The organism is Burkholderia sp. AU19243 (assembly GCF_018148075.1).
GTDB lineage: Bacteria > Pseudomonadota > Gammaproteobacteria > Burkholderiales > Burkholderiaceae > Burkholderia > Burkholderia latens_A.
In genome coordinates this window covers 134,319-146,534 of the sequence record NZ_JAGSTV010000013.1, presented here as the reverse complement: position 1 = coordinate 146,534, position 12,216 = coordinate 134,319, and the positions used below count along the sequence as shown (strand labels likewise).

12 protein-coding genes are annotated in these 12,216 nt (G+C 65.7%); 7 read left to right on the top strand and 5 right to left on the bottom strand.

The genetic code is table 11. From position 1 onward, the window contains the following. Positions 1-4: 4 nt before the first annotated feature. A complete protein-coding gene (locus tag KDW55_RS22775) occupies positions 5-3,076 on the bottom strand; it encodes an ATP-binding protein (RefSeq protein WP_212161097.1) in 3,072 nt (1,023 codons plus the stop codon). A gap of 728 nt (positions 3,077-3,804) precedes the next feature. Here KDW55_RS22775 and KDW55_RS22770 point away from each other — a divergent pair. The 3 genes from KDW55_RS22770 to atsR are packed head-to-tail and all read left to right on the top strand — an operon-like array spanning position 3,805 to position 7,054. Next, the gene (locus KDW55_RS22770) at positions 3,805-4,686 is read left to right on the top strand and encodes a helix-turn-helix domain-containing protein (protein WP_212161098.1); all 882 of its coding nucleotides are present in this window, start codon (positions 3,805-3,807) and stop codon (positions 4,684-4,686) included. 46 nt (positions 4,687-4,732) lie between these two features. After that, positions 4,733-5,233, top strand: a complete 501-nt coding sequence (locus KDW55_RS22765) for a molybdopterin-dependent oxidoreductase (RefSeq protein WP_212161099.1) — start codon at positions 4,733-4,735, stop codon at positions 5,231-5,233. A 9-nt stretch (positions 5,234-5,242) separates the two neighbouring features. Then, the gene (atsR, locus tag KDW55_RS22760; RefSeq protein WP_040140904.1) at positions 5,243-7,054 is read left to right on the top strand and encodes a hybrid sensor histidine kinase/response regulator AtsR; all 1,812 of its coding nucleotides are present in this window, start codon (positions 5,243-5,245) and stop codon (positions 7,052-7,054) included. A 49-nt stretch (positions 7,055-7,103) separates the two neighbouring features. Here atsR and KDW55_RS22755 read toward each other — a convergent pair whose 3' ends face one another. Both KDW55_RS22755 and KDW55_RS22750 read right to left on the bottom strand, forming a co-directional pair. Then, positions 7,104-7,523 carry a secondary thiamine-phosphate synthase enzyme YjbQ gene (locus KDW55_RS22755; RefSeq protein WP_069242550.1) on the bottom strand — a complete coding sequence of 140 codons (420 nt, stop codon included), beginning with the start codon at positions 7,521-7,523 and terminating at the stop codon, positions 7,104-7,106. A gap of 10 nt (positions 7,524-7,533) precedes the next feature. Further along, positions 7,534-7,860 (bottom strand): thioredoxin family protein, encoded by a 327-nt coding sequence (locus KDW55_RS22750; protein ID WP_040139065.1) that lies wholly within the window; start codon positions 7,858-7,860, stop codon positions 7,534-7,536. Positions 7,861-8,101: 241 nt separating this feature from the next. On the opposite strand from KDW55_RS22750, the gene KDW55_RS22745 reads away from it, so the two are divergent. Both KDW55_RS22745 and KDW55_RS22740 read left to right on the top strand, forming a co-directional pair. Next, positions 8,102-8,806 carry a flavin reductase family protein gene (locus tag KDW55_RS22745; protein WP_059549015.1) on the top strand — a complete coding sequence of 235 codons (705 nt, stop codon included), beginning with the start codon at positions 8,102-8,104 and terminating at the stop codon, positions 8,804-8,806. Between the two features lie 200 nt (positions 8,807-9,006). Beyond that, positions 9,007-9,339: a DUF2322 family protein gene (locus tag KDW55_RS22740; protein WP_040139063.1), complete on the top strand. Its 333-nt coding sequence runs from the start codon at positions 9,007-9,009 to the stop codon at positions 9,337-9,339. A 443-nt stretch (positions 9,340-9,782) separates the two neighbouring features. Here KDW55_RS22740 and KDW55_RS22735 read toward each other — a convergent pair whose 3' ends face one another. Continuing rightward, a complete protein-coding gene (locus KDW55_RS22735) occupies positions 9,783-10,352 on the bottom strand; it encodes a hypothetical protein (RefSeq protein ID WP_040139062.1) in 570 nt (189 codons plus the stop codon). A gap of 213 nt (positions 10,353-10,565) precedes the next feature. After that, positions 10,566-11,024, bottom strand: coding sequence for an Lrp/AsnC family transcriptional regulator (locus tag KDW55_RS22730; protein ID WP_040139061.1), 459 nt, complete (start codon positions 11,022-11,024; stop codon positions 10,566-10,568). A gap of 124 nt (positions 11,025-11,148) precedes the next feature. Between KDW55_RS22730 and KDW55_RS22725 the strand changes: the two genes are divergently transcribed. Next, entirely contained in the window at positions 11,149-11,886 is a 738-nt protein-coding gene (locus KDW55_RS22725; RefSeq protein WP_059549013.1) for an AzlC family ABC transporter permease, read from the top strand. After that, positions 11,879-12,178 carry an AzlD family protein gene (locus KDW55_RS22720; protein ID WP_212161151.1) on the top strand — a complete coding sequence of 100 codons (300 nt, stop codon included), beginning with the start codon at positions 11,879-11,881 and terminating at the stop codon, positions 12,176-12,178. Before KDW55_RS22725 ends, KDW55_RS22720 begins: the two co-directional genes overlap by 8 nt. Positions 12,179-12,216: the final 38 nt, after the last annotated feature.

The following is a 12,216-nucleotide window of genomic DNA, read 5'->3' as shown; positions in this document are numbered from 1 at the left end:
TTTCTTATCGTCCCGGCCAGTGTGTCGCCGCGGCCGCCATGACGCTCGTCACGGACCGTTCATCCGCCGCGCCTGCGGGAAACGCGATTCCGCGCCGTCGCGCGACGCGCGCCACGCCGCGGCGCAGATCGGCCAGCGTCACCGGCTTGGTCAACACACACTCGACGTTCGATGCGGCGTAATGCCGCACGTCGTCGGGCGCAAGATGCGATGCGACGACGATCATGTCGCACGGCAGCGCACGTGCGTGGACGGCTTCCGCCAGTTCGCGCGCCGACATGTCGTGCAGGTCGGCTCCGAGCAGCAGCACGTCCCATGCCCCGCCGGCGAGCGTGTCGAGCGCCGCGCCGCCGGACGACACACACCGCACCACACAGCCGAGCACGTCCAGTTGCTCGCGGAAGATCGAACCGTTGACGGACGCGTCGTCGGCGACCAGTACGCGCGGCACCCGCGTACCTGAAGCCGGCGTTGCCGGTGCAGCGGCATCGGCCACGCGCCGCGGTTCTGCCGTCGCAACGCGCGCTTGCTCGATCGCCGCGCGCAATCCGTTCAACGAATAACTCGACACGCGAATCGTGCGGCCCGCAACGTTCGGCTGCAGCGGGCCGTCCGGCGTCGCCAGTACGATCGGCGTGCCACCGCCGAGGCTGTCGAGCTCCTCGCGCCGCCAATGGTCGGAATCGCCAAAGAGCACGATCGCATGCGCACGCGCGAGGCACCCGGCGGCAATCCCGATCGGACTCGGATGCATCGCAACGTCGAAACCCCACGCACGCAGATGCGGAAACGCGAACGCGCGCCACGCGTCCTCGGAGGACACGACGATCAGCGTCCGGCCGGCGCAAGCACCCGCATCGGCGGTGGCTTTCGGCACGATCGCCATGCGCAGCGGCAGGCGCACCGTGAACAGGCTGCCACTGCCGGGCGCACTGTCCACCGTGATCGTTCCGCCCATCGCCGCAATCAGCCGATCGCAGAGCGCAAGCCCCAGGCCCGTGCCGCCGTAGCGCCGCGTGATCGACGCATCGACCTGCGAAAACGGCTTGAACAGCCTTGCCTGTTGCGCACGATCGATGCCGATGCCCGTATCCTGAACGCCGATCGCGAGCTCCGCCGCACCGTGCGCGTCGCTCCCGACCGCCACGCGCACGACGATGCGCCCCGCGCTCGTGAACTTGATCGCATTGCTCAGCAGGTTGCCGACCACCTGCGCGAGGCGCGTGGGATCGCCCCGCATCCGCTGTGCGCCGCTCGCGTCGATATCGGCGAACAGCGGCAGCCCTTTCGACTTCGCGACGGGCGCGAATGCCGCGAGCTCACGCTCGATCACGGTGATCACGTCGAACTCGATCGACTCCACCGACATTGCACCGGCTTCGATCTTCGAGAAATCGAGGATGTCGCTGACGATCGCGAGCAGCCCTTCGGCCGACGCACGCAGTGTTTGCACGCGGCTCTGCTGCGATGCATCGAGCGCCGTGCGTTCGAGCAGCTCGAGATTACCGAGGATCACGTTCAGCGGCGTGCGGATCTCATGGCTCGTCGCCGCGAGAAACGACGACTTCGCCGCATTCGCCGAATCGGCCGCGCGCACCGCCTCCTCGAGCTGATGCACGAGCCGGCGCTGCGCGGTCGTATCGGCCAGGATTGCGATTAGCACGTCCTCGCCCTGGTAACGCGCACCATGCGCGATGATCTCGAGATGCAGCGGCGACGCGCCGTGTTCGTCGAGTGTCAGCTCGGTCATCATCGTGCGGCCGGCGCCGCCGCTGGCGACGAACGCGTCGTACCGGTCGAGCACCTGCGCGGTCAATGCATCGTGGTCGCCGCCGTGCGGCTGCAGCATCTGCGTGAGCACGTCGCTCGCAAGCATCACGCGACGGTCGGACAGCGACACGAGTTCGATACCGACCGGGGCCATCGCGATCACGCTCCGGCACAGCGCCTCGCTGTCGAACACGCGCGCGGAGCGCGCGTAGACCGGCACCAGCACGCGCCGGTGGAATCGCACGAGCAGCAACCACATCACGGCGATCGCAACGAGCGTCGAACCCGCGAGCGCACCGACCTGCACGCCGATGCCGGCCGCGACGTCGGCCAACGACAGCACATACGCGATTGTCCAGCCAGTGTTGGCGAGCTTGCCGTTGAACACGATCGCGCCGTCGCGAAGCCGCGGCTCGCCGGACGCGGGGATGCCGTGTGTGACGTCGAGTTTCAACAGGCGCTCGGTCAGCGCATTGGTGTGCTCGACTCCGGGATCGATCGCGATCACGCGGTTGTCGGCCGACGTGACGAAGAACACGCCGGCCGTGACGCGTCCGGGCAGCCACGACAGCAGGTAGTCCGGCGCGTATTCGGTGACCAGCACTGCGAATGGCTGGCCGTCGGCGCGCGCCTGCGCGGCAATCCGGATGCGAGCCTCTCCGGTGACGGGATTGAGGTACGGCGGCAGCCAGCGGACGTGCGGCCGCCCATCATCCGCGGCCGGAGCCGCGCCGTCGAAATCGATGTGCAGCGCCGCGAGAACCTGCGCGCGCGTGTCGGCGGACGCAAGCGCCGGGTTGTTGCGCCCCAGATGCGGCACCAGGCCGAACATTCCCGTGCGCGTGCTGTAGTGATAGCCCTCGAGCGTGCGACCGCGATTGATCGAACTCGCTGCGCAGATACGCGACAGCCGGAAAGAAAGCTCGAGATAGCGCGCGACCTCGTCGCGCTGCGCGGTTTGCGCCGGCACGCCGACCACCAGCGACGGATACGGCGTAATCGCAAGCTGCTGGCCGTTCGCGAAGAACTCGTTGACGACGTCGCCGGACGCGGCGCCCGTCTCGCGCCAGATCAGTTGCGTGTTCGTGACGCCGTTGCGGAAAGATGTTTCGGCGACCTGCAGTTGGTCGACCGTTTCCTCGACACCATTCAGGAAGTTGCGCCGCTCGCCGTCCAGATAGCCGTATACGATCGACGTGATCCCGAGCCCGCAGGCGATCAGGATCAGGATCGTGACGACGATGCCGCCACCGAACATCGAAATGCTCTGGTAGCGGCGGATGGACTGAAGCGTGCTGTATGGCATGGCTCGGCGTGACGGCGCCCTGACTGCCGATACGTGGCAATTTCACTGGGAGGCCGGACGTCACGGTGGAATCATTCGGGATTGGAGGTTTCCCGATCATGCCAAACGACATTGTAAAAATCAGTCGTGCATTATCCTTTTAGTACACGTCTCATTTGTTTGAACGACTGTTTTGAACTAGAACGAATCCGCGCGGCAACATCGCATGCAGCGCCCTGTCCGGTCGGACAAGTCGTTTCGCGAAACTGCAGGGGTACAAGAGAAGAAACGCCGCCAGCACGCCGGCGGCAAAAGATGCGTCGACGGAGGACGCGACGCACCTGAGGCACGCGATTCGTTACGCGCGGCATCTGGAAAAGTACGATCCGTGCGAGACCCTTCGTGGCGCGCGCCCGGAGTTTCGCGCGATCCCGCCCGCGCGAGCGCGTACCCGGTTTGCGCGCGGCGAGGCGAATACAATTCACCCACGCCGACACGCAGTCCAAGGCTCTCTCAGGCTCTCGCGGCTCTCTCTTCGAATCGTTCGGTCACTTCGCCGGCGTCGTTTCGCGCGGGCCGACAGCGGCCGACCTCGCAGTCAAAACATGACGCATCAAACAATAGTGACGTAGCACGCAATGATAATCGAGAAATGTGGCATGTCAAGGTCAATCGCGATTTCAAAGTTTGCGTAGTGCGTCACTTTTGAATATGCTCTTCGTCGCCAAAACACAGGAGACCCCTTCGAGATGCCGAATAGCGAGCAGGCCAACGCCGACCTCATCACCGCCACCAAGGTGCGCGATCTGCTGACGCGCAACGGCATTCCGCCGCGCAGTCACAACACGACGATTGCCAACGTGCTGGGGCTCAGTTTCTCGGTCGTCACGCGCAAGATGAAAGGGCTGATCCCGTGGAACCTGTCGCAATTGCAGGACATCGCGACGCACTTCGGCGTGCCGCCCGCGGTCCTGCTCGACGACAAGGGCGCGCAACCGGCCGCCGCCGAGATGATCGACGCGACGCTCGTGATCGAGTCGCGCCGCTTTCGCTGCCGCGCCGCGATCTCGGCGAAGGCCAGCAGCCAGATCGACACGGATTTCGTCGCGCTGCAGTGGCAGGGCGAATGGATCGTGACCGAACGCCAGCACGCGCGCGAAGGCCGCACCTACGCAGTCGACGTCATCGAGCTGCGTTCGAGCCAGCCGAACGTGTATGCGGCGCGGATCGCGGTCGTCGACGATTCGCGGGACGTCGCCGAAACCGTATGCGAATACTTCCTCGAGAAAGGCGTGAACGCGATTCCGTACTACGACGGTGCGTCGTTCCGCAAGGCGCTCGAAGTCGAGGACTTCGACGGCTACATCCTCGACTGGATGCTGGGCGACCAGACCGCGGCCGAACTCGTGCGCGGCATCCGGTCGAGCGAAAACGGCGGTGCGCCGATCTTCCTGCTGACCGGCAAGATCTCCACCGGCGAAGCGAGCGAGGACGAGATCGCGCACATCGTGTCGCACTACAACGCGCGCTGCGAGGAGAAGCCGGTGCGCCTGCCGATCCTGTTCGCCGAAGTCGCGCGCGAACTGAAGCTCGCGCAGCCGGCCGCAGCCGCGACCGCTGCCGCGAATTGACGCCCCACGGCAACGCGTCATCACACACACGAACGAAGGGACCAACATGCGAATTTCGACCCTCTGGATCAAGAGTCTGCTGACTGCAGGCCTGCTCGGCATCGCCGCCGCGAGCTGGGCGGCGTCGTTCACGTTCACCGTCGACGGCAAGATCGGCCGCAGCAATCAGCCCGGCAAGACCGCGTTCGTGTTTTCCGAGCAGGCGCTGATGGCGCTGCCGCAGCACACGATCGTCACGTCGACGAGCTGGACGCCGAAGGCGACCTTCACCGGCCCGCGCCTGTCGGACGTGCTGAAGACCGTCGACGCGCACGGCACGCAGATCGAATTCCGCTGCATCGACGAATACACGTTCACGATCCCGGTGTCGGACGCGGACAAGTATGGCGTGATCCTCGCGCGCACGATGAACGGCAAGGTGCTCGGCAACGACAATTACGGCCCGCTGTGGATCATGTATCCGCGCGACCAGTATCCGGACGAGCTGAAGACGCCGCTCGGCGAAGCGAAATTCGCGTGGCAGATCATCGGCCTGACCGTGAAGTAAGTGCGCGGCATCATGCGCGGGCGATGGAAGAACAGAAAAATCATCGTGGTCCTGGGGTCGCTGTGGATCCTGGGATTCGCCGCGTGGGCGTTTCTGCTGTGGGACCTGCTTGCGACGTCGGTCAACGAGGGCGTGCTCGAAGGCCCGCGTGAGGGCGTATTCTGGACCGCATCGCAATACCGGAACGTCTACACGCGCTTCGATCGCCAGTTGATCCTCTACGCGACGCACGTGGACGGCGACTTCAATCACGTGCAGATGCAGCTCGACAGCCTGTCGGTGTCGTTCGGGTTCCTGCAGCGGCCATCCGAGGTTTCCGAATACTGGCTGCGCATCCCGCGCGCCCGCGCCGAAATCGCGGCGCTCGGCGAATTCATGACACGGCTGAAGCATGAGGTGCCGTTGCTGCGCAACGCACCGGATGGCGCGCAGCGTGTGATCGACGAAGTCAATGCGTACTGGCCTAAGGTCAACGGCCTCGCGAACTACTTCCGCGCAATCGAGATGGCGCAGCGCGACTTCACGTTCCATCAGCTGAAGGAACGGCAGCGGGCGATCGTGGTGCTCGGCATCATCCTCGGCGTGATCCTGTGCGCGCTGTTCCTGCTGCTGTTTTATACGATGCGCACGCGCGACGACCTGCTCGAACGGCAGAATGCGGCGCTGGATGCGGAACGCAAGGCATCGGATCGTGCGTTCGAAATGATCGAGGCGAAAAATGCGTTCCTCGGGATGGTCAGCCATGAACTGCGCACGCCGCTGCAGGCGATCTGCGGGTCGATCGAGATCCTCCTAGCGCGGCCGCAATCCGACGCGAACCTGAAGACGATCCGGCGGCTGCAGAATTCCGCATCGTCGCTCGAAGCGCTGGTCAAGGATCTTACCGACTACATCAAGTTGCGCTCGACCAAGCGCCTCGCCGTTGCCGAAACGGTCGGGATGGCGTCGCTGCTCGCCGAAGTGCTCGATCCGCTGCGCGACAGGATCGCGGCGAAGCGAATCGACGTCGCGCAGCGGATCGAACCGCACGACCTCGCGATCCGCTCGGACCGCAAGCTGCTGCGACAGGTGCTGTCGAATCTGATCGAGAATTCAGTGAAGTACACGGTGGACGGATCGATCGACGTATCGATCGCGCTCGTCGACGCACCGGCCGGCCGGCAACTGAAACTCGTCGTGCGCGACACCGGCACCGGCATCGGGAAGCAGCATCTGACGAAGATCTTCGAGCCGTTCTATCGCGCGAACGACGCGGTCGGCCTGCACGTCGACGGTATCGGCATGGGGCTCGCCGTCGTACGTGAGATCGTGACGACGCTGCGCGGCCATGTGGACGTGCGCAGTACGGTCGGCGAAGGCAGCGAGTTCGTCGTCACGCTGCCGGCCGAAGCGCCGGATGCCGGAGCCCCGGCCGCCGACGCGCCCGCGTGGCCCGCGTCGGCCGTTCATCACAACCGCCGCGCGCTCGTGGTCGACGATAACGACAATGCGCGAGAAACGCTCGGCGCGATGCTGTCGGCGCTCGGTCTGGACACCGATCTGTGCAGCACGGGGCACGACGGCGTCACGCGCTTCAACGACGCGCATTACGACCTCGTCGTGCTCGATCTCGAACTGCCGGACTTGAGCGGCTTCGAAGTCGCGCGCCGCATTCGCGCGGTCGCGCAGCCGAACGGCGACGGAAAGTTTCCGTCGATTCTCGGCGTCAGCGCGTACGAATCGGCCGCGCTGCGCGAGAACCCGCGCGTGTTCGACGAATTCCTGCCGAAGCCCGTTCACCTGCGCGAACTCGGCGCGCTCGTCGAGAAGCTGCTCGCTTGAACGCGGCAGCGATGCGCCGCGCGGCTGTGCGCGCTAGCGCCCGCGCCGCCTACTCGCCGATCAGATGCAGGACGATGTCGCGCCGATGCGCCGCGCGACGATGCTCGAACAGGTAGATGCCCTGCCACGTGCCGAGCACCATGCGCGCATGCTCGACCGGAATCGACAGCTGCACCTGTGTCAGCGCAGTGCGCAGATGCGCGGGCATGTCGTCGGGCCCTTCGGTGTCGTGCTCGTAGCGTGCGTCGTCCTCGGGCGCGAGCGTCGCGAAGTAGCGTTCGAGATCGCGCTGCACCGACGGATCGGCATTCTCCTGGATCAGCAGCGACGCCGACGTGTGGCGGCAGAACACGGTCAGCAGCCCGGTGCGGATCGCTTGCTGGTCGACGAACGCGCGCACCTGCGGCGTGAACTCGACCAGGCCGTTCCCGCGCGTTTCGACGGCGATGTGCGTGATGGCCTGTTGCATGGTCGGCGCCTCACGCAAGGGCGGCGAAGCCGTCGGTTTCGATCTGCTTCGCATCGGTTGGGCGCACCACGCGTGCGACCTCGATCCCGTCGCGCAGGAACACCAGGGTCGGCCACAGCTTCACGCCGAACGAACGGCCGAGCGGCCGGCCCGGGCCATCCTCGATCTTCAGGTGTCGCACGGCCGGATGCTTGGAGAACGACGCGACGATTGCCGGCTGCGCGCCCGCGCAGATCCCGCACCAGTTCGCGCCGAATTCGATGACGGTGGCACCGGCCAGTGCGTCGACTTCCGCGCGCGTCGGCGCGTTGGCGGTGTAACGTTGCTCAGTGTCCATCGGAGCCCTCGTGTGCAATTTCGGAACGTGGCCGCCGCGTGCCGGCGTACGCGATACGGGCGACCGGTGATTTCCTACTGTAGCGGAAAAGCAGGCGGGACGCCGGCCGCCGCCGCGGTGTGCGGGCAGCGCTGAACCGGCGCTCGGTTCCGACCGATTCGAATGACACGACAAGATTCGGAGTGCCGCGCAGCCGCGACGCGATCAGCATGGGAACCGATCCCGTCAACGAAGGACGACCATGAACGCTCCGCATCGCATCACCGAACCGAACATCCTCTATTTCGGCACACCCGTTGTGCTGATCAGCACGCTGAATCCGGACGGCACAGCCAATCTCGCGCCGATGTCGTCGGCATTCTGGCTCGGCTGGCGGTGCGTACTCGGGCTCGCGGCCAGCTCCCGGACTACGCACAATCTGATACGCACCGGCGAATGCGTGCTGAACCTGCCGTCGTCGACGCAGGCGCACGCGGTCGACCGGATCGCGCGCACCACCGGTTCGGATCCGGTGCCCGAGACGAAGCGGGCGCGCGGCTATGTTCACGAGCCGGACAAGTTCGGCACCGCCGGACTCACCGAAACGGCATCGCAGACGGTCGCCCCGCCACGGGCGCTCGAGTGCCCGGTGCATATGGAAGCGGTCGTCGCCGCCACTCATGGCCTTGGCGAAGACTCGGCAGAATTGCGCGGGTGCATCCGCGTGTTCGAAGTGCGCATTCAGCGTGTGCACGTGCATCCGGATTTGCTGATGGACGGCCATCCGGACCGCGTCGATCCCGACAAGTGGTCGCCATTGATCATGAGCTTCCAGAAGTTCTACGGCCTCGCGCCGCGGCAGGTGCATCCGTCGCGGCTCGCCGAGATTCCCGAACGCGCCTATCGCAGTACCGACATCGACCGCGCGCGCGAAGCGGGCATATCGATGGAACATCCGCGCCGATAGCGTGGCGCCGAGCGGCCCGCGTGGCTCGATGATCCGCGCGATGTCACGCGCCGCCATCTCGGTCGCACCGAACGACGCGTGGATCGTCCGGGTCGCCGGTGCACGTGTCTTGCGGCGCAGCTCTGCTCGGCTCGGCGAGGATAGCGATCGGATAAGATACGGGCCGATTCGCCCTATGACCGAACCGACGGAGTGTTTCAGTGATTCAACCGACTCAAGTATTCAAGGACAACCTTGCGCAACTGCCGGCCATCGACGGCATCGCACGAATCGATCTCGCCGGCGCGAACGGCGACGTGGTCGCCAGCATCGAGAACCAGCCGGGCAAGCAAGGCTCGCTTGCCGTGTACAACTACCTGAAGCAAGTGTTCGGCATGCTCGATGCGAAAGCTGCCGAGCACGGCCTTGCCGTGTTCGCCGAGCACACCGCCGACGCACGCAATCGTCCGGGCGCGCACCCTAACGTCGATCGGCTGCTCGCGATCGTCGAAGGCGGCGAAGCGCTGCGCATCGACGTAATCGTGAAGGACTGAGCGACGCGCCGGTAAACCGCCGGAGCGCCGCACACGCCTGCAGGCGCCGATCGGCGAGACCGGCGTGCCGGTGAGGCATCGCGAAGGAAAACACCGGGAGCTATCGGCCGGGCTTCGTGACGTTCGGCGCGCTCGCGGGCTGCGCGCGCAGTGGCTGCGCCGGGCGGCGCCCGCCGACACGCGGACATGCGGCCCGCGCAAGCGCGACGCCAGCGCCCGCATGACGCGTGTCGCGGCGGGAACGCGATAACGGGCCGCCACATCGGCCTGTCCTGAAGAAGCCGCGTCACGCGCGACCGTGCGCGGGCAATGGCTCGATGACGCAGGCCGCGGCGAGAATCGTGCGGCGGTCGGTGTGCCCACGCGCGGCCGGAGCGGCGGAGGCATCTGCCCAACATGGAGTTAGACGACTTGGCGGCGGCAGGGCGAACCCGGCTGCACCTTCAGCGGTTCGCGCCGAGCGCGACGCGCAGCCGCTCCATCAGCCGCGTGTAGTGTCGCAGTACGTCGGCTTTGTCCGCGACGTTCGCGGTCGCAAAGCGGTCGCCCCACGCCGCCTTCCATTCATACGTGCCGTGCACGCTCCGGTCGCCGTCAGGCGACTGGATCAGCGAACGGATCCGTGCATCGCGCCCGGGCCCCGTATGCACCTCGAACAGCGCGTGGATGAACGCGTGATATGCGTCGTACACATCGTCGTCGAACAGATAGCGGTAGATGTGGAACGTGCGGTCGAGGTCGCGCTTCGCGCGGATCACGTCGTCCGGCGAGATGTCCTTCCAGTAGCCGATCCATGTGTAGAAGCACAGCAGCGCATTGAGCTGCGGCGCGACCGTGTCGTACAGCATGAGCCGCTTCTCGATCAGCCGCTGGTTGGTCCACTGCACGAGTTCGAGCCGCTTCAGCCGACGCGCGACGAGCCAGCCGAGACCCGCGACCGACAACGGCGTGAGCACGCCGAGCACCAGCTTGACGATTTCCAGCGAATTCCACGGATTGTTGTATGGCTGCATGAGTCGCTCGACAAGAAAGACGCCCCGCCAACAGATCGCGGCACACATCGCACGTGCTCGCCGACGGTGTTGTGGATGACCGTTAGTTGCTAGCACATCGCTATCGCACGCGATGCAGCGGTATGCGGCGCAACAGGTAGCTCCGACAGTGTATCGGTGCAGCGTCACCGGCCGATGACGACGCGCCGGATCGTCGCCTCGCGTCGCCCCGCGTTACGTCGGCAACGCGGACGTGAGTTTGACCTTCTGCATCGGAATGTCGGTCTTCACGCTCAGCACGCCGGGGATGCGCGTCAGGTACTCCATCTGGAAGCGCCGGTAGTCGTCGATGTCGGCGGCCACCACGCGCAACAGGAAATCGCAATCGCCGGCCATCAGGTGGCACTCGACCACTTCCGGCATTTGCTGGACGGCCTCGGCAAAGCGGTTCACCGACTCCGCGTCCTGCCCCTTCAGCCACACGCGCGTGAAGATCGTCAGCCCTTTGCCGACCTTCGCCGGGTTCAGCACCGCCACGTATTTTTCGATCACGCCGGCTTCCTCAAGCAGCCGCACACGGCGCAGGCACGGCGACGGCGACAGCCCGACCTCGTGCGCGAGTTCCACGTTCTGCATGCGGCCGTCGCGCTGCAGTGCGTTGAGGATCCGCCGGTCGATTGCATCAAGCTTCATTGGCATCAAATTCCAAAAAATTTCCAAATCACTCGTTGGATGCCAAATTCTGCGGAATCTTGGTCCGTAACGCAATCCGATTCGAGTCAAAAAAGCAGACAATCCTACCCCCGAAGGAGGAGTAATGAGCAGTAGCGTTTCAACGTCGTCCGGGCTTCGCGACAAGCCCGTTTATGTCGCCGAGATGGGCCGCGGATTGCGCGCGGCGCTGCCCGTCATGCTGGGGTTCGTGCCGTTCGCGCTGGTGCTCGGCGCGCAGGCCGCGCAAAAGGGGCTGAGCCTGTTCGAAGTGCCGATGATGACGGGGCTGAACTTCGGCGGCGGCTCCGAGTTCGCGGCGATTCATCTGTGGACGTCGCCGCCGCACATCGCGCTGATCGTCGCGATGTCGTTCCTAGTGAATTCGCGCCACATCCTGATGGGCGCGGCCTTCGCGCCCTACCTGCGGCGCCTGCCGCGCCGCCGCGCATTCGCCGCGCTGTTCTTCATGTGCGACGAAAGCTGGGCAATGTCGCTCGGCGATGCGCGCGCGCGCTCCGCCTCGCACATCAGCGTCCCGTATTACGCAGGCATCTGTTCCGGGCTTTACCTCACGTGGATCTCGATGACGACGCTCGGCGCGGCAATCGGCCCGACGATCGGCAACGTCGAGCAGTACGGCTTCGACATGGCGTTTACGGCCGTGTTTCTGGTGCTGCTGCGCGGAATGTGGAAGGGCATGCGCGCGAGCCGGCCGTGGTTCGTGAGCCTCGTCGTCGCGGCGGCCACGCACCTGGCCGTGCCCGGCGCGTGGTACGTCGCGGCCGGCGCGTGCGCGGGATTGGCCGCCGCGCTGCTGTGGGAGCCGCGCGATGCTGCCTGATTTCGCGACGGTCGCGACCATCGTGCTGATGGCTTCGACGACCTACCTGTCGCGCGTGCTCGGCTACGTGCTGCTGCGCAACCGCACGCTCAGCCCGCGGATGGCGTCGATCATGGAGAACGTGCCGGGCTGCGTACTGATCTCGGTGATCGCGCCGGCGTTCGTGTCGACGCGTCCGGCCGACCTGGTCGCGCTCGCCGTCACGCTGGTTGCGGCGACGCGGCTGTCGATCCTGCCGACCGTCATCGTCGGCGTCGTGTCGGCCGGCTTGCTGCGGCATCTGCTCGGCTGACGCCAGGGATACTGACTGTGCGGCGATGCGGCTCGTAT